This is a genomic window from Neolewinella lacunae (genome assembly GCF_014349155.1).
GTDB lineage: Bacteria > Bacteroidota > Bacteroidia > Chitinophagales > Saprospiraceae > Neolewinella > Neolewinella lacunae.
This window is the reverse complement of record NZ_JACSIT010000115.1, coordinates 79273-96760: the sequence shown is the minus strand read 5'-3', so window position 1 is coordinate 96760 and position 17488 is coordinate 79273. Positions and strand designations below refer to the sequence as shown.

The window sequence follows — 17488 nt, the reverse complement described above, 5'->3', positions numbered from 1 at the left end:
TTCCATCAAGATCCCCTCCGTATGATCAATGCTTTTGTCCGTTTTTTTCTAGAAAACAAGCTCGTTGTTTGGCTGCTGTTGACCCTCTTCGTGGGTTGGGGCCTGGCCACGGCCCCGTTCGACTTTCAGCTTCCAGGCCTGCCGCGCGACCCCGTGGCGGTGGATGCCATCCCCGACATTGGGGAGAATCAGCAAATCGTCTTCACCCAGTGGCCCGGGCAATCTCCGCAGGACGTGGAGGATCAGATTACGTACCCGCTGACTTCGGCCTTGCTGGGCATTCCGGGGGTGAAGTCGGTACGGTCCAGTTCCATGTTTGGCTTTTCGAGCATTTACCTGATTTTTTCGGAGGATGTCGAGTTCTACTGGTCGCGCAGCCGCATTCTGGAAAAACTCAACTCGCTGCCGGCCGGCCTACTGCCCGACGGTGCTACCCCGACGCTGGGTCCCGACGCTACTGCCCTGGGCCAGGTCTACTGGTACACCCTGGAGGGGCGCGGTCCTGCGGGGCAACCCGTGGGGGGCTGGGGCCTGGAAGAGCTGCGCAGCATTCAGGATTTTTACGTGCGCTACGGGCTGAGTGCGGCGGAGGGGGTAAGTGAGGTGGCCAGCATCGGTGGCTTTGTGAAAGAATACCAGGTGGACGTAGACCCGGAGAAAATGCGGGTGTACGGCATCACCCTGGGCCAGGTGATGGCGGCGGTAAAGGGGGCAAACCTCGACGTGGGTGCGGCCACGCTGGAGATCAACCTGGCGGAATACTTCGTCCGTGGCCTGGGCTACTTACAAAACCTGGACGACCTGGAGTTGGCCGTAGTGAGTGAGCGCAACAACGTGCCGATTTACCTGCGGGATGTGGCGCGGGTGACGGTGGGCCCGGCGGCCCGGCGGGGCATCCTGGATAAGTCGGGGGCCGAAGCCGTGGGCGGGGTGGTGGTGGCCCGCTACGGCGCCAACCCGCTGGAGGTGATCAATAATGTAAAAGAAAAAATTGCCGAACTGGCGCCTGGCTTGCCGAAGCGGACGCTGGAGGATGGCACCGTGAGCCAGGTGCAGGTGGTTCCGTTCTACGACCGTTCGGAGCTGATCCGCGAAACGATCGGCACCCTGGAAGAAGCGCTGACCCTGGAAATTTTGATCACGGCCATCGTCGTGATCCTGCTCTTGTTCAACCTCAAATCTTCGTTGCTGGTGGCCGGCACCCTGCCCGTGGCGGTATTGATGTGCTTCATTGCCATGCGGTACTTCGGGGTGGATGCCAATATTGTGGCCCTTTCGGGGATTGCCATTGCGATTGGGACGATGGTGGACATGGGCATCGTTCTGACGGAGAGCATGATTTACCGCCTCAACGACCCGCCCGAGGGCGAAGACCGCCTGGAGAGCATTTATGAAGCGACGGTGGAGGTGGGCGGCGCGGTACTGACGGCGGTGGCTACTACGATCATCAGTTTTTTGCCCGTCTTTACGATGGAAGCGGCCGAGGGAAAGTTGTTCCGGCCGCTGGCCTTTACCAAAACCTTTGCCCTGGTGGCCGCCATTGTGGTGGCCCTGGCCATTTTGCCCGCCCTGGCGCACAGCCTCTTCGGTTGGGAGCGCAACAGCAAGGTGCGCAAACTGATCGGCAATGGGGTTTTGATCCTGGCCGGTGTTTTGGCCTGGGTTTTCGTGGCGTGGTGGCTGGGCCTGGTGGCCGTATTGGCGGGCCTGCTGGGCGTTTTCCACGCCGTGGTGGGTTGGAATGACACGGGGGCGGCGCGCGAAACAAGGGGATGGACGGGGCTGCTCACCCCAGCGGTCAACGTCGTCATTGCCCTGGTGTTGGCGTGGTTGCTGGCGACTTACTGGCTGCCCTTGGGCGTAGTCAATAGCTCCGCAAAAAACTTTCTTTTCGTAGTGGTGGTAGCGGGTAGTTTATTGGGTTTCTTCTGGCTGATCATCCGCTTTTACGCCACCATTCTGGGGTTTCTGCTGCGGGTAAAACTGCTGTTTTTACTGCTCGTCGGCCTGGTCGTTTTTGCGGGTCTTCAGATTTACCGAAGCATTGGGGAAGAATTCATGCCCGCACTCGGCGAAGGAGCCTTTTTGCTGATGCCCACCAGCATGCCCCACACCGGCATCGAAGAAAACCAGCGCAACCTGCGCCTGCTCGATATGGCCGTAACGAGCATCCCCGAGGTGGCCACCGTGGTGGGTAAAGCCGGCCGGGTGGAAAGCGCCTTAGACCCCGCTCCCCTTTTCATGTACGAGAACATGATCCTGTATAAAACGGAGTACGCCACCGACGAGAACGGGCGGCGCCTTCGCTTCCGGGTAGACGAAGACGGCAAATTCGTCGGTCGTAGCGGGAGCGAATACGTTGCAGGCCAAGACCCGGCGCTCGTACCGCTGGAGGACTTAATCCCCGACGACCGGGGCCAGTACTACCGGCAGTGGCGGGACCACATCACATCTCCCGACGACATCTGGGACGAGGTCATTGCCGCCGCGCAGTTGCCGGGAGTTACCTCGGCCCCTAAGCTGCAACCCATTGAAACCCGCCTGGTGATGCTCCAAACGGGCATGCGGGCACCCATGGGCATCAAGGTACGCGGCCCCGACCTGGAAACCATCGAAACGGTGGGCCTGGCGCTGGAGCGCGAATTGAAAAACGTGGAAGGCGTTAAAGCCTCGGCCGTATTTGCGGACCGGATCGTGGGAAAACCCTACTTGCTACTCGACCTCAACCGCGCAGCCATCGCCCGCTACGGCCTGAGCGTTACCGATGTGCAGCAACAGATCATGGCCACCGTCGGCGGCATGAAAATGACCACCACTGTAGAAGGCCGCGAACGCTACGCCGTTCGTCTCCGCTACCCCCGGGAGCTGCGCGACGACCCCGAAGCCATCAAAAACATCCTGGTGCCCACCCGCAGCGGGCAAATTCGCCTGGGAGAACTCATCGATATCCGCTACGCCCAGGGTCCGCAGTCCATCAAGTCCGAAGACGGCTTTCTGGTGGGCTACGTCTTGTTCGACCGGCACGAGGAATTTTCGGAGGTGGAAGTCGTCAACCGGGCCACCGACTACCTCAACGTACAACGGGAGCGGGGGGCATTGGAAATCCCCACCGGCGTGAGCTACCGCTTTGCGGGCAACTACGAACAGCAGGTGCGGGCCAACGCCCGGCTGCGCCTGGTGGTGCCCATCGCGCTGGGCTTGATTTTCCTGATCCTGTACTTCCAGTTTAAGTCCATCACCGTTTCGCTGATGGTTTTCAGCGGGGTCTTCGTAGCTTTTTCGGGGGGCTTCCTTTTGTTGGGGGGCTACGCCAACCCGGATTTTATGAACTTCGATTTCTTCGGTACCAACCTGCGCGACCTTTTCCAAATGCGGACGATCAACCTGAGCGTAGCCGTCTGGGTAGGATTCTTGGCGCTGTTTGGCATTGCGACCGACGATGGGGTGTTGGTGGCGACGTTTTTGCGAGACAGCTTCCAGCGGGCCCAGCCGGAAACGGTGGCGGAGATCCGCAGTGCCGTCATCGAAGGTGGGCTGCGGAGAGTACGGCCGGCGATGATGACCACGGCCACCACCATCCTGGCCCTGCTTCCCGTGTTGACGGCCACCGGGCGGGGGGCGGACATCATGCTGCCGATGGCCATCCCCAGTTTCGGCGGCATGGCCCTGCAGGTAGTCACCATGTTTACCGTCCCCATCCTGTGGAGCCTACGGGAAGAAATTAAATTAAAGTGGAGCCAAAAAATGCGCAACGATGAATAAGCTACTCCTTTCCCTGCTTTTGAACGTCTGGCTCGGCACCTGCGTCAGCGCCCAGACCCTGGATAGCCTCCGGGCGGAACTACGCCGCGCAAACCCCGAACTGCGGGCGCTGCTGCTGGACTACCAAGCGGCAACCCACCTAGGGCCTCAGCAGGCCCAGCTGCCCGATCTGGAGCTGGGCCTTGGGGTGTTTATTCTGCCGGTAGAGACCCGTACCGGGCCACAGCGCCTGCGCCTGGGGGCCACGCAGATGCTCCCCTGGCCGGGCAAATTGGCCGCCATGAATGCCCTGGCCGACGCCAAGGCCCGCCCCCAATTAGCGCAATTAGCCGCCCGGCAGTTGCTGTTGCTTTCCCAACTCGAACAAGCCTACTACAGCCTGGCCGGCGTGCAGGCCCGCGCCTCCGTATTGCAAGAAAGTCTGCCGCGCTACGCCAGCCTCAAAGCCCTGGCGCTCACCCGCATCGAAAACGCCCAGGGCAGCCCCGTTGACGTCTACCGCCTCCAACTCCGGGAACTGGAACTGGAGCGGCAACTCGAACAACTGCGCTACCTCGCCCAGCAGGAAATGGTCAGCATCAACACCCTTCTCCAGCGCCCCGCCGATACCCAGGTAGACGCCCGGGTCGACCTCGACGGCCGCGTAGCCGAAACCCTCGACTTCGCCCCCGACCTGGCCGCCGACGATCCCGACCTGAGCCAACACCCCGCATTACGCCTCTTCACCCTCCAGCAAGCGGCCAATCAGGCGGCACTCACGCTGACGGACCTGGAGCAGAAGCCCGATTTTGGCATCGGCATCGATTACCTCGTCGTTAGCCCCCGCAGCGGCATGGCCTTTGACGGCAATGGCCGCGACATCATTATGCCCCGCGCCAGCGTCTCCTTTCCCCTCAGCAAAGGCAAATTCACCGCCAAACGCGAGGAAGAAACCGTCCGCATCCAAGCCCTGGCCACCCGGCAGGAAGCCACCGAAGTCGAATTCCGGGCCGAGCTCCGCCGTGCCCTCAACGCCATCAACAACGCCGCCAACCAGCTTTACTACCTCCGCGAACAAGTCCGTACCCTCGAAGCTGCCCTCGCCGCGGCCAGCAGCGAATACGCCAACGGACAGCGCTCTTTTGACGAACTGCTGCAGTTGGAAAATATGGACATTGATCTGCGCACCCAGGTCATCACCGCCCAAACCACCATTCTCAACCAGCGGGCCATCATCGATCGCTACCTCCTAATCCAGCAATAATGAACAAGCAAACGATCCTTTACCTCGTGGTTGCCCTGGCCCTCGGCCTGGCCGCTGGTTTCGTCCTCTTCCGAACGACGGACACGACAACTACGGACCAACACCAGCACGGCGGAGACGACGCTGCCAGCACCGAGGAGGCCGAAATCTGGACCTGCTCCATGCACCCCCAAATCCAGCAGGATGGCCCCGGCCAGTGCCCGCTGTGCGGCATGGACCTGATCCCCCTCCAAACCGGTAATTCCACCGACCCCACCATCCTGACCATGACGGAAGCGGCCGTAGCCATGGCGCGGGTGCGCACGATGGTCGTAGGCAGCGCCGACGCACAAGGGGGCGCGGACGCAGGTGCCGGGAACGTTGAAAAAGCAACGCTCGAACTGACGGGGAAGCTGGCCGCCGACGAGCGGACGGCCGCGGTAGAAGTCAGCGAATTCGGCGGACGCATTGAGCGCCTGTTCGTCTCTTTTGCCGGGGAAGCCGTGCGCGCCGGGCAACGCATCGCCACCGTTTACGCTCCCGAACTGGTCGTCGCCCAGGAAGCCCTGCTACAGGCCAGGAAGTTCGACGACGTCAACCCCGACTTAGTGGCCGCCGCCCGGGCCAAGTTGAAAAACCTCAAGATGACGGATGCACAGATCGCCGAGCTGGAAAGCACGGGACAAGTGATCAGCAATTTTCCGGTGTACGCCGACCAAAGTGGCACCATCCTGGCTACCAAAGCGGAAGTGGGGGAGTACGTCAAAGCCGGCGGCGCGCTCTACACCTACACCAACTTGAGTACGCTTTGGGTCTTGCTCGACGCCTACGAAGAAGACCTGGCCCAGATCAGCGTGGGGAGTCCCCTGCGGTTTACCATTCCTTCCCGGCCGGGAGAGCGCTACTCCGCCCGCGTCAGCTTCATCGATCCCGTCATCAACCCCAGCACGCGCACGGCGACCGTACGGGCCGAGATCAACAATCGCCAGCGCCAACTCAAACCCGAAATGTTCGTCAGGGGCAGCATCGAACGGTGGTCCGCCAGCAACGGCGCCCGCACCAACGAGGGAGAGGAGGAGATTACCGTACCTCGCTCAGCGGTGTTGTGGACGGGCGAACGATCCGTCGTTTTCGTTGAACTTCCGGAGCTGGCCGTACCCACCTACGAATTCCGGGAAGTAAGCCTGGGGCAGCGCATTGGCGACAGCTACCGCATCCGCTCCGGCCTGGCGCCGGGAGACCGGGTGGTCATCAACGGAGCTTTTCAACTTGACGCCGCCGCCCAACTGAACAACAAGGCCAGCATGATGAACCGCGACGTCGTAGTGCAAGGGGAGGAAACAGGCACTGCGGCCCAAGCGGCCATCCCCGATTACCGGGAAGCTACGCCCGAGGCCTTCCGTATGCAGCTGGGGCAAGTGACCGAAGCCTACCTGCCGCTCAAAGACCAACTGGTGGCCACTGCTCTGGCCGACGCCGCACTGCTGGCCCCGATCAGCGAAGCCCTCGGCAAAGTGGCGATGAATCTGGTCACCGGCGAAGCCCACACCTACTGGATGGAACAGCAAAGGGCCATCAGCGCCCACCTCGACCTGCTGGCTGCGGCCACCAGCGTTGAAGACCAACGCCAACAGTTCCGTTACCTCTCCCAGGCCCTGATAAATGCCCTGACGGCCTTCGGCGTTAGCGGCGATTACTACGTCCAGCATTGCCCCATGGCCTTCGGGAACACTGGCGCGAACTGGCTGAGCGACGAAGCCCAAATCCGCAACCCTTACTACGGCGACTTGATGCTGTCTTGCGGAACGGTTACCGACGAATTCTGATGCACCTCGGGGAGGACAAGAGTAGCTTTCCTCCGTTCGTCCGACAAGGTCCAGACGGTTTGGAACCATTATTCCCTAAAAAAGCCGCGCCCACCCCGCTTGGGGCAGACGCGGCTTATGCGCTAATACGGTTGGGGGCTGACGTTTAGGGCAGCAGGACCCGATCAATGACGTGTACGACGCCGTTGGTCGTCTGCACATCGGGGATGAGCATATTGGCTACCTGGGAGCCATTGGACTGGCCTTTGACGGTAAGTACACCGTTATTGTAGGCCCCCAACTCGAGGCTGGAACCCCCGAGCGGCGTGATCATCCCCGCGTCCAGTTCGGAGGTAAACAGACCGCCGTTGTTGACGACGTGGTTCAGGAGCACGGCGGTGACGGTGGCCTGGTCGAGTTTGCGAATGTCTGCCGGAACGTTCAGTTCGACGCCGAGATCGACGCCGAGCTGGCGGAATGCCGCGTCGGTGGGGGCAAAGACGGTAAAGGACGGTCCGCCGGGGCTGGCCGAGAGGGCTCCCACTAAGTCAGCGTAAACCACGGCTTCGAGGAGGAAGGTAAGTTCGGGGGCATCGAAGACTGCGGACTGCGTCAGGGCGATGGTGGACTGGGCAATGTCTACGCCCGTAGCCAGCAGTACCTTATCGATGACGTGTACCGTGCCGTTTTGGGCGTCGACGTCGGTAGCCAGAATTTTAGACCCATTGATGAAGAGGTCGCTACCGCGGGTGATGATCCGGCGATCGGGCCCCAGGGCGGAGGTAGAGGTACTGCCGTCGGTGAGGTTAGCGCCGGCCAGGTTGCCGTTGGAGACGTGGTAGAGCAGGGTAGACGTGAGGAAGCCGGGGTTGAGGGCGGCGAGGGCGTCGCCCGAGGTGAGGCCCAGGCGGTCGAACGCCGCGTTAGTGGGGGCGAAGACGGTAAAATCGCCCGAGGGATCGCCGGCATTGGGATTAGATAATACCACGGCTACGCCACCGAGGACTGCCGCGGCTTCGAGGGTGGAAAAGTCTTCGTTGGTCACTGCTATGGCGGCGATGGTTGGCATAGCCGGTTCGTCTTTGGTGCAGGCACTGAAGAGAACGGTCAGGGCGAAGAAGGCCACCAGGGGAGATAGTTTGCTATGGATAGAAAACATGGTTAGAATTTTTTTGTAGGTAAAAAATGGCCGCAGAACGAACTGCACCGGGCCGGATGAGGGACCTTGGGGGCAGTTGATCAGAAGGACAGGACGATGGAGCCCGAGACCCCGGTGGATTGGCCAATGTTGCGCCCGCTGAGGTATCGGCTGGCACCGATGCCAGCACCCAAACCACCAACTACGGGGATGAAAACGTTGGCCCCGATGCGGTGGAAGGACACGTCGGTAGCGGGGAAATTACCTACGAAGCCCTCGCCGAGGATGTTGACGCCGCCGTCGGAAGTTTGTCCGGCGAACCATACATCGGCGTAGAAACCGCGGCCGGCAATACCGGCTTTAATTTCGCCGAGGAGAGCGTCGGGGACATCGCCACCCCGGAGGCTGTAGCCCGCCTGGGTGGTCAGGAAAATGCCGTTTTGGGCTTTAAAATGGGCCATGGCCAGGCCCGTGCCGCTCGTAGCTCCGTTGCCGATGGCGAGGATGGACTGCAAGCCTTCATCCACGGGGTAGTCGCCGAGGGGCGTACGGACGCCGGCCGCCAGGAGGAAGTCCAGCGAGCTGGTGCCCAACTGAACGCTGTGGGCCTTGAACTTGAGGAAGGCCGAGAGGTCCTGGATGCCCTGGCGTTTGTTTTCGAAGCCGGTTTCGGACAAAATGGTGGTCGACGCAGCGCCCCGGGAAGAAATGTAGGGCAGGCTTACCACCACGTCGAGGCGATCAGAAAGGCCATATACGCCGTAGAGCGAAATGCTGTTGACGTTCACTTCGTTGAAGACGGGCACCCCATCGGCTTCGATGGAGGGGACCAGGAAAACGTTGTCGTAAGTTTCAGCGGTGTAAGACAGCGCGACGGAGCCACGGCCCTGCCCCTGCATAAATCCGCTAACGGGGCTTTGCGCGCCCAGGGTGAGCGTTGCCGCTACGAGCGCTAAGGCGCTGATGAATCCTTGAATTTTCATTGAAAAAAAGTTGAAAAGTTTACTAATTGGGATCCGCATGGAGGTGGCCAATCCGTAGTGGGGAACCCCGCTACAGTTGTTTGGTATCCACGAAATCGATTTAGACTTGGTTACCGGAAAACCTTGTTGCACCCATATACTGCATTAGCGGGCGCGACGGTTTTGCGTGGGCCAACATTTTTTTCTGGCGGGCCCGGAGGGGCAGTACTCCGGTGCGTTTCCGGCGAGAGATCCGGTTGGTCCTTACCCTGCTTTTAAAAGGCTTGCCTGGCACCTGCGGCCGCGCCCAAAGGTGCGATGAATAAGCCCTCCCAGTTTTTCTGGTCAGTTTTAAAGCCTGGAACGTGCGCGGCAAAACGGTGCGACCTGCTTATCTTTGTCTGGCGGTAGCTCCACCAGCGGCACCTTCCCATTGGTATTTTGCTTTTATCCGTATAGCGCAGGTTTTAGTTGTTCTATCACCCTGCGTTATTCGTTCCACCCGAAAAACTTCACCTGTCATGATCAGAAACTTACCTTACCTCACCTTGCTTTTTGCAGCCTTCTTTTTTTTCAGTGGTTGCGAAGACGACGACGCGTTTGCCCCCGATTCCACCTCCGCTTATTCCTCCGATGTGGTGGAAGACTGGATCGACCTGAGCCTCAAAGTGGCCAAAGAAACGCCGGGCTTCTCACCGCCCGTTACGGCCCGGGTGATCGGCTATTCCGGTCTGGCGCTCTATGAGGCCGTCCAACCCGGCGAAGCAAGTTACAAGTCTTTGCAGGGGCAGTTGAGCGAATTCAGCCCCGGCACCATTCCCACCATCGAAGCGGGTGCGGAGTACCACTGGGGCGCGGTAGCGAACGCGACGCTGGCGGCCTTCCTGAGTGATTGCTTCGTTACCAGCTCTCAAGACAACAAGAACCTGATTGCTGGCCTGGAAGACCAGTACCTGACGCAGTTCAGCGCCGAAGCATCGGCCCCGGTCATTGATCGCTCAGTAGCTTACGGGCGCTCGGTGGCTGCCGCCATTATTACCTACGCCGATAGTGATGGGCAGCGGGAATGCTACAACAACAACTTCCCTGCTTCGTACGTGGTACCGACGGGCGATGCGCTCTGGGTATCGATCAACCCCGCCAACGCTTTGCCGCTGCAGCCCTACTGGGGTGGGGTGCGCACTTTCGTGAGTGCCAATGCAAGCGTCCTGCCCCCTGCACCACCGGCTTTTTCTACCGACCCCACTTCCGCATTCTACCAAGAAGCGATGGAGGTCTACACTGCGGTAAACAACCTGACTGATGCGCAACGGATCATTGCTGAGTTCTGGAGTGACGACCCCGGAACCACGGCTACCCCTCCCGGGCACTCGCTTTCCATCATGCTGCAAGCCATCCAAGCCGAAGATTACGACCTGATGAAAACGGCGGAGACCTACGCCAAAGTGGGAATGGGTGCACACGATGCTTTCGTGTCTTGCTGGAATGCCAAGTACATCCACAATTTGCTGCGCCCCATTACCTACGTTCACCGTTACATTGACGCCAGCTGGACAACGCCGCTGATCACCCCACCCTTCCCGGAATACACCTCCGGGCATTCGGTGCAGTCTGGCGCAGTAGCGCAGGTGCTGACGGATGAGTTTGGGGAGAACTACGCCTTTTTAGACAATACCCACGCCCTGCGTACGGACATTGATGGCACCCCGCGCAGCTACGCTTCTTTCTACGCCTTTGCGGACGAGGCGGCCATCAGCCGGCTCTACGGGGGCATCCACTTCCGTTCGGCCATCGACCTCGGCGTATTGCAGGGCTACGAAATTGGCCGCAACATCAGCGCGCTGGAGTTTCAATAGACCGGTCGTATCCCAACAAAAAGGGGCCTTTGCACGAATGCAAAGGCCCCTTTTTATTGGGTAGATCAGCATTTAATTTGCCTCCAAAACCACCACGGAGAAGGGAGGCAAAGTGAGGGTCATTTTTCCGCCCTTCAGGGTTGTGCCTTTAAATGCCTGGGGCTGTACCTTATTGGGCTCATCAAAGGTATTGTGGTCCTGCAATTTGCTGCCGGTGAGGACTTCTCCGCTCACCTTGCTCAGGCCGAGGGCAGCGACGTCAATTTCCACTTGGTGGGCCTTGCGGGAATCGATGTTGGTCAGCGAGAAATGCACCATTCCTTCCGCATTTTTGGAGGCGGAGATCGAGACGGCGGGCAGCTTCTGGTCTTCCAGGCTGTACTCCGGAGAATTAAAGGAAACGGGGATGAGTTTTGCGTCGTGGTGGACCTTGAACATCCGGAAAACGTGGTAGGTGGGGGTGAGAATCATCTTTTCTCCTTCCGTCAGAATAACCGCCTGGAGTACGTTAACGGCCTGGGCGATGTTGGCCATTTTCACCCGGTCGGCGTGGCGGTTAAAGGTATTGAGCGTGGTACCGGCCAGGAGGGCATCCCGCATGGTATTTTGTTGGTAGAGGAATGCGCCGTTGGTTCCTGGCTCGACGTCGTACCAACCTCCCCATTCATCAACCAGAAGGTCGACTTGCTTTTTGGGGTCGTAGCGATCCATGATGGCAACGTGCTTCGTAATGAGTTCTTCCATTTCGAGGGCCCGTTGCATGGTGGTGAAATACTGTGCTTCGGTAAAGTCTTTGGCTGATCCTTTGGCTGACCAATCGATCACGGCATAGTGGTGCAGGGCGATGGCTTCGATCATGCTGGCGGGGATGTTTTTCATCAGCACTTCCGTCCAGTTGTAATCGTTACTGCTGGCCCCGGAGGCGATGCGAAACAGACCGTCGCCGTTGTTCCAGTTGGTCATGAAGGTAGCGTAGCGGCGGTAGATGTCGGCGTAATATTCCGGGCGCATATTGCCGCCGCAGCCCCAGGCTTCGTTGCCCAGCCCCCAGAATTTGACGTTCCAGGGTTCGGTGCGGCCGTTTTTGGCGCGCAGTTCGGGGAGGGGGCCGGAGTCTGCGGGGTGGGTGGTGTACTTTACCCAGTCGGCCACTTCCTGGGGCGTTCCGCTACCGACGTTGGCCGAGAGGTAGGGTTCGGTGCCGAGCAGTTCGCACATGTTGAGGAACTCGTGGGTGCCAAAGCTGTTGTCTTCGCGTACGTTGCCCCACCAGATGTTGAGCATGGAGGGGCGATCCGCTTTCGGGCCGATGCCGTCTTGCCAGTGGTAAGTATCGGCAAAACACCCCCCTGGCCAGCGGAGGTTGGGGATGCTGAGCTCTTTGAGCGCTTCCACTACGTCGAGGCGTACGCCGTCCTGATTGGGGATGCTGCTGCCTTCACCTACGTAGAAGCCGTCATAAATACAGCGCCCCAGGTGCTCGGCGAAGTGCCCGTAGATGTGGCGACTGATGATGGGGGCATCATCACTGGCCGCTACGCTGACGGCCACAGTTTGTCCAGTGAGCCCACTAGCGAAGGTGAGGCACAGCATGGATAAAATAAAGCTGGAAAATTTCATAATATCTTTTTGATGCATGAAGGAAAAATGGACCCGGCACCGAAGAGCACCCCAGTGCAAAACCAACCGCCCTAGGCAGCAGGTAGCGGAGTAGGGATAAGTAAGATCATAGCAGGTTGGGTTCTGTAGATAGCGGCCATCGGCCAGGAAAAGTAGGCGTTGGCAAGCGGGTAAATGTACCCAATTTTGGGAGAAAGCAAGCCGGAAGGATTTCTCCCGAATACCGACTCCTAACGAACGGTCCGTACTTCACTGCTGCCCCGTTCGAGCAACTGGGGAAGCCAATTAAAGTATTTCCCGCCCCCGGCATTCCCGCACTATGGCTTACCTTGACGCGTCATTTGGCCAGCGATAAAATACTATTCGATGCGTGCTTTCTTTTTCCTGCTGACCTTTTTATGCTCCCTTGCCCTGTGCGGAGCAGATGGTTACCAGCTGTGGTTGCGCCACCGGTTGATCGAAGACCCCACCGCCCGCCAGCAGTACCAGCGGGCCCTTTCTTTCGTCGACGCCGCCGTGCAGGGCCCCACCGGAAACAGTGCCGTGCGGGAACTGCGGAGTGGCCTGACCAACTTGCTCGGCACAGCCCCGGCCACCAGCCCGGCCAAAAAGCGCAGCCAAGGGATTTACCTAGGGCTGCGCCAATCCTCTTCCCGCATCCGGCAGTATTTACAAAGCAACGCGGTGGAAGACCTGGGCCCAGAAGGCTACCACTTGGCCAGTTACCAGGGTGACGTATTGCTGATTGCCGACCAGGAGCAAGGGCTGCTCTACGGCGTTTTCGACCTGCTGCGGGCGATCCAGACCGGAGAAGACTTGACTAATTTACAGCGCACCGAGCGGCCCGCCTACCAGTACCGCATCCTCAACCACTGGGACAACCTGGACGGCACGGTAGAGCGCGGCTACGCGGGCTTTTCGATTTGGAATTGGCACCAGTTGCCGGAGTTCATTGACCAGCGCTACGTGGACTACGCCCGGGCCTGTGCCTCAGTGGGCATCAACGGCACGGTGGTTACGAACGTCAACGCCAATTCTTTGGTCTTTCGCGCGGATTACTTAGAGAAGGCCGCCGCGCTGGCCGACGTTTTCCGCCCCTACGGCATCAAGCTTTACCTGACCGCCCGCTTCAGTTCGCCCGTAGAACTGGGTGGCCTGCCCACGGCCGACCCCCTCGACCCCCAAGTGATTGCCTGGTGGAAAAGTAAGGCCGCCGAGATTTACGCCCGCATCCCCGATTTTGGCGGCTTCGTGGTGAAAGCCAATTCCGAAGGGCAGCCCGGTCCGCGGGAGTACGGCCGCAGCCACGCCGAAGGAGCCAACGTGCTGGCCGACGCCTTGGCACCCCACGGCGGCATCGTCGTGTGGCGCGCCTTCGTGTACACCGATAAGGCGGGCGGAGACCGCTTTCGGGAGGCTTACGACGAATTTACCCCGCTGGATGGTGCCTTCCGCAAAAACGTCCTCCTCCAGATCAAAAACGGCCCGATCGATTTTCAACCCCGCGAGCCCGTTTCTCCCCTCTTCGCCGCCATGCCCCAGACGCCCCTGCTGCTGGAGTTTCAGATCACCAAAGAATACCTCGGACAGGGCACCCACCTGGTGGGTATGGCCAGCCTCTATACCGAAGTCTTGGGCACCGATCTGGCCCCCAACCAGGCGGGCGGTGAAATAAGAGAATACATCACCGGAATGGCCGGCGTAAGCAACATCGGCACGGCCAGAAACTGGACCGGCAACCTCTTCGGGCAGGCCGATTGGTACGCGTTTGGCCGGCTCAGCTGGGGCCCCGAACTGCCCGCCAACACCATCTTCCGCGAGTGGGCCAAGCTTACCTTCGGTCCTGACCCCACCGTGGTGACCACCGTCACGGAACTGCTCGAAAAATCCTACCCCGCCTGCGTCAATTACATGACCCCACTCGGCCTGCACCACATCATGGCCACCGGGCACCACTACGGCCCCGGCCCCTGGATTGATGACCTGGAGCGGGACGACTGGAACCCCTACTACTACCACGGAGCTACCCGCGATAGCGTCGGGTTTGACCGCAAGGCCAGCGGCAGCAAGGCTCTGGCGCAGTATCCCGCAGAATTCGCCCGCCAGTTCCTCGACCCTACCACTTGCCCACCGGAATTTCTCCTCTGGTTTCATCGGCTGCCGTGGACTTTCGCCCTCCCCAACGGCAATAGCCTCTGGCAGGAACTGGGGCTCAGCTACCAACGGGGAGTAGACCAGGTCGCGGAGATGCAAACCCTCTGGGCAAGTCTCGAAAACCGGGTGGACCGAGAACGCCACTTGCACGTCAGCCAGCATCTGGCCATCCAGGCCAAAGAAGCGCGGTGGTGGCGCGATGCCTGCCTGGCATACTTCAGCGCCGTTTCCGGCTTGCCCATTCCGGCTGGCGTAACTCCGCCGAAACATAGCCTGGAATACTACCGGAGCCTGGTGTATCCCTACGCCCCCGGCATTCGCCCGCAGTGGTAAACTTAGCCTCCAGCTGTCTCCTCCGGGCCTTCGAATGCCCACCCAAACCCCATCCGCCCGTACGCACAACGGCACTGTACCTTTGAAGCATGGAAAACGCGCCGCCCAACCTTGCCGCCGATTATTTGCCCCACCTGGCCTACGACTGCGTCATTTTCGGATTTTCTGGCGAGCGACTGAAAATTCTGATCCTGGAATACCACAATACGGGGTGGTTTGCCCTGCCAGGAGGCTTCGTAGGGCGGCAAGAAAGCCTGGACGACGCCGTGAAACGCGGGCTCTTGGAACGCACCGGGCTGGATAACCTCCACCTGGAGCAGTTTCACACCTTCGGGAGTATGCAACGCTTTTCACCGGAGGCCATGCGCAGCATTCTGGAAGCCAGCGGTTTCGCACCGGAAAATTATCCGCAGTTGCTCGACCGCTTCGTCTCCGTGGCCTACTATTCCTTGCTCAATTACCACCACGTCAGCCCCACGCCCGATGCACTGGCGGATTCCCTGCAATGGTACCCCCTGGAAGAATTACCGCCCCTGCTTTTTGATCACAACGAGATGGTCAGCCGCGCCCTCGCCGCCCTGCGCAACAACCTGGATACCTTTCTGGCCGGTGTCAATATGCTCCCCGCACAATTTACCATCGGCGAATTACAAAGTATGCACGAAGCCATCCTGGGCGAACCCGTCAACCGGGCGAGTTTCCAGCGGCGGATGCTGCAGTCCGGCATCCTCCAACGGCACGAGAAGCGCTACTCCGGCGGCGCACACAAGGCTCCGTATCTCTACAGTTTTGCCGCTAAAAAAGACGGCCCGCAGTAGAACCTACCCAGATGGTACTGTCGCGGCTTCAGCCCGACCCCGCCCAAGGTATCGTCGCGGCTTCAGCCCGACCCCGCCCAAGGTATCGTCGCGGCTTTAGCCCGACCCCGCTGAAGGTACTGTCGCGGCTTCAGCCCGACCCCGCCTGGAGGTAGAGACAGCCCCTCCATTGCTCCTTTTCAACCTTACCTCGCACCTGCGGCCGCGCCCCTTTAATCCCTTCCTCCTTTCCCCCTTTAATCCTTTCCCCCTTTACTCCCCCACCAAAACCAGCCGCTGGTACCGCGTCAGCTCCGGCGTCCCACCGTCCGTCACCTGGGCGATGAGGTGGATCGTTTGTCCCGGACCAATATCTTCCGGCACCCGGTATTCCGTGTCTTCCAGTACTACGTCTTCCCTTTCCCGAGGGCCGTAAGTCCCCGCCGCCGCGTATTCCCACCATTGCACGGTCAGCTCGTCGCCGTCCGGGTCCGTCACCGTGGCGCGGAGGGGGATGCGCTGGCCGCCGCGTACTTTCCGCTCCGCCGCGCCCTCCAGAATGATTTCCGGGGGGTGGTTGGCCTGGTCGTAGGGAAGGACACACCAGTCGGCCCGCGCCGCGAAATCTTTTTGCAAGGCTTCGATCCAACGGACTTGCGCGTACCCATTGTCCAGTTTGCCATTGGCGTATTCCGCTACGGTGGCACCGTCTTCGTAGCGGTGGGGCACCTTTGTAGAGGGCGCCAGGCGGCCACCCCAGCCGCCGTATTCGGGGTGTTCCAAATTCCCCAGCCCTACGTCAATGAGGTGGAGAAAAGCCGGGGAATCGCCCTCGGAGATGAAGTCGTACTTCCCGAAAGTCCCCCACTGTGCATCCTTCAGTTTCGTCGGGTCGCCGTGGATGTGCTCCGGGTCGCCCGCCTGCCGCTGTTCGTCGCCGTAGCTGTAGTACATTTTGGTGAGGGGCCCGTGGCCGTTGATGATGTGCTCGCCCATAAATGCCCCTTCGAGGTAGGGGTGCAGGTGGGCGGGAACGGCCTTTTTCCAGCCGTAGGCCAGGGCCCAGAACTGCCCCGCGTTGTAGTACACTGTAATGCCCGGCCAGTTCGGCGTGATGTATTTCCGCAGCGTCGCGTCCTGGTCCATGATCGTGTAGATGATCGCTTTGGCGTTTACCCAGTTTTGCACGGCGGGCCAGGCCGGAGTGTCGCGGTAGGCTTCCTCAATCATTTGCAATGCCCGGGCAATGGTGTTCGTACCGCCCCAGGCTTGCAGGTAAATCGGGGCGGGGTCTGCATCGAGCAATTTCTCCATGATCAGCGCCGCCCCCGGGGTGTTTTCTTCCATTTCCCCTTCGAAGGTGATGTTGCCCACCCGGATCATCTCCAGCAGGGCTTCGGGCGTGGGGTAGCCCGCCGCGTGGGTAGAAAGCGTAGGGTACACCCGCGCGTAGGCCCCGATCAAGTCTTGCATCCATTGCTCGCCGGGCCAGCGAAGGTCAGCAATCTCGCCGTACAGCTTGCGGGTCATCTCCATTTCAGAGACCATCTTGGTGCCCTGTCCATCCCCCTTAAAGTGCCACATCGAACTGCTGTACACCAGGCCCTCCAGCTTAAATTCGTTGGCGTAAAGCAGCATACGGATGAAGGAATCCACGTCGTCAATTTCCCCGTCGGTAGTGACAATGGTGCGGGGTTTGGCTTCGATTTGTGCCGCAGCCTCGACAAACGTGAGACACAGCAAAAGCCAGAGAAAGGTCGGCATCATTCGCATCTTTACCATTCTTTTTAAAGCGCCGGGTGCCAAAATGGGCGCGGCCGCAGGTGCTGACAAGGTAAT

The 17488-nt window shown here is 60.0% G+C and carries 10 protein-coding genes; 6 read left to right on the top strand and 4 right to left on the bottom strand.

What is annotated here, in order from left to right:
* Nucleotides 1-21 precede the first annotated feature (21 nt).
* The 3 genes from H9S92_RS12625 to H9S92_RS12615 are packed head-to-tail and all read left to right on the top strand — an operon-like array spanning nt 22 to nt 6810.
* Nucleotides 22-3762, top strand: a complete 3741-nt coding sequence (locus H9S92_RS12625; RefSeq protein WP_187467071.1) for an efflux RND transporter permease subunit — start codon at nt 22-24, stop codon at nt 3760-3762.
* The gene (locus H9S92_RS12620; RefSeq protein WP_187467070.1) at nt 3755-5005 is read left to right on the top strand and encodes a TolC family protein; all 1251 of its coding nucleotides are present in this window, start codon (nt 3755-3757) and stop codon (nt 5003-5005) included. Before H9S92_RS12625 ends, H9S92_RS12620 begins: the two co-directional genes overlap by 8 nt.
* On the top strand, nt 5005-6810 hold the full coding sequence (locus tag H9S92_RS12615) for an efflux RND transporter periplasmic adaptor subunit (protein WP_187467069.1): 1806 nt from the start codon (nt 5005-5007) through the stop codon (nt 6808-6810). Before H9S92_RS12620 ends, H9S92_RS12615 begins: the two co-directional genes overlap by 1 nt.
* 145 nt (nt 6811-6955) lie before the next feature.
* Here H9S92_RS12615 and H9S92_RS12610 read toward each other — a convergent pair whose 3' ends face one another.
* Both H9S92_RS12610 and H9S92_RS12605 read right to left on the bottom strand, forming a co-directional pair.
* The gene (locus tag H9S92_RS12610) at nt 6956-7948 is read right to left on the bottom strand and encodes a fasciclin domain-containing protein (RefSeq protein ID WP_187467068.1); all 993 of its coding nucleotides are present in this window, start codon (nt 7946-7948) and stop codon (nt 6956-6958) included.
* An 80-nt stretch (nt 7949-8028) separates the two neighbouring features.
* Nucleotides 8029-8910 carry a hypothetical protein gene (locus tag H9S92_RS12605; RefSeq protein ID WP_187467067.1) on the bottom strand — a complete coding sequence of 294 codons (882 nt, stop codon included), beginning with the start codon at nt 8908-8910 and terminating at the stop codon, nt 8029-8031.
* A gap of 500 nt (nt 8911-9410) precedes the next feature.
* Here H9S92_RS12605 and H9S92_RS12600 point away from each other — a divergent pair, with 500 nt between their 5' ends.
* Nucleotides 9411-10745, top strand: a complete 1335-nt coding sequence (locus tag H9S92_RS12600) for a vanadium-dependent haloperoxidase (RefSeq protein ID WP_187467066.1) — start codon at nt 9411-9413, stop codon at nt 10743-10745.
* Nucleotides 10746-10817: 72 nt separating this feature from the next.
* Here the strand turns inward: H9S92_RS12600 and H9S92_RS12595 are convergent, their stop codons facing one another.
* On the bottom strand, nt 10818-12365 hold the full coding sequence (locus tag H9S92_RS12595) for an alpha-N-arabinofuranosidase (RefSeq protein WP_187467065.1): 1548 nt from the start codon (nt 12363-12365) through the stop codon (nt 10818-10820).
* A gap of 366 nt (nt 12366-12731) precedes the next feature.
* Between H9S92_RS12595 and H9S92_RS12590 the strand changes: the two genes are divergently transcribed.
* Both H9S92_RS12590 and H9S92_RS12585 read left to right on the top strand, forming a co-directional pair.
* A complete protein-coding gene (locus H9S92_RS12590; protein ID WP_187467064.1) occupies nt 12732-14852 on the top strand; it encodes an alpha-glucuronidase family glycosyl hydrolase in 2121 nt (706 codons plus the stop codon).
* Between the two features lie 89 nt (nt 14853-14941).
* Nucleotides 14942-15670 carry an NUDIX hydrolase gene (locus H9S92_RS12585; protein WP_187467063.1) on the top strand — a complete coding sequence of 243 codons (729 nt, stop codon included), beginning with the start codon at nt 14942-14944 and terminating at the stop codon, nt 15668-15670.
* 252 nt (nt 15671-15922) lie between these two features.
* Here the strand turns inward: H9S92_RS12585 and H9S92_RS12580 are convergent, their stop codons facing one another.
* On the bottom strand, nt 15923-17416 hold the full coding sequence (locus H9S92_RS12580) for a DUF1593 domain-containing protein (RefSeq protein ID WP_222936083.1): 1494 nt from the start codon (nt 17414-17416) through the stop codon (nt 15923-15925).
* Between the last annotated feature and the right edge of the window lie 72 nt (nt 17417-17488).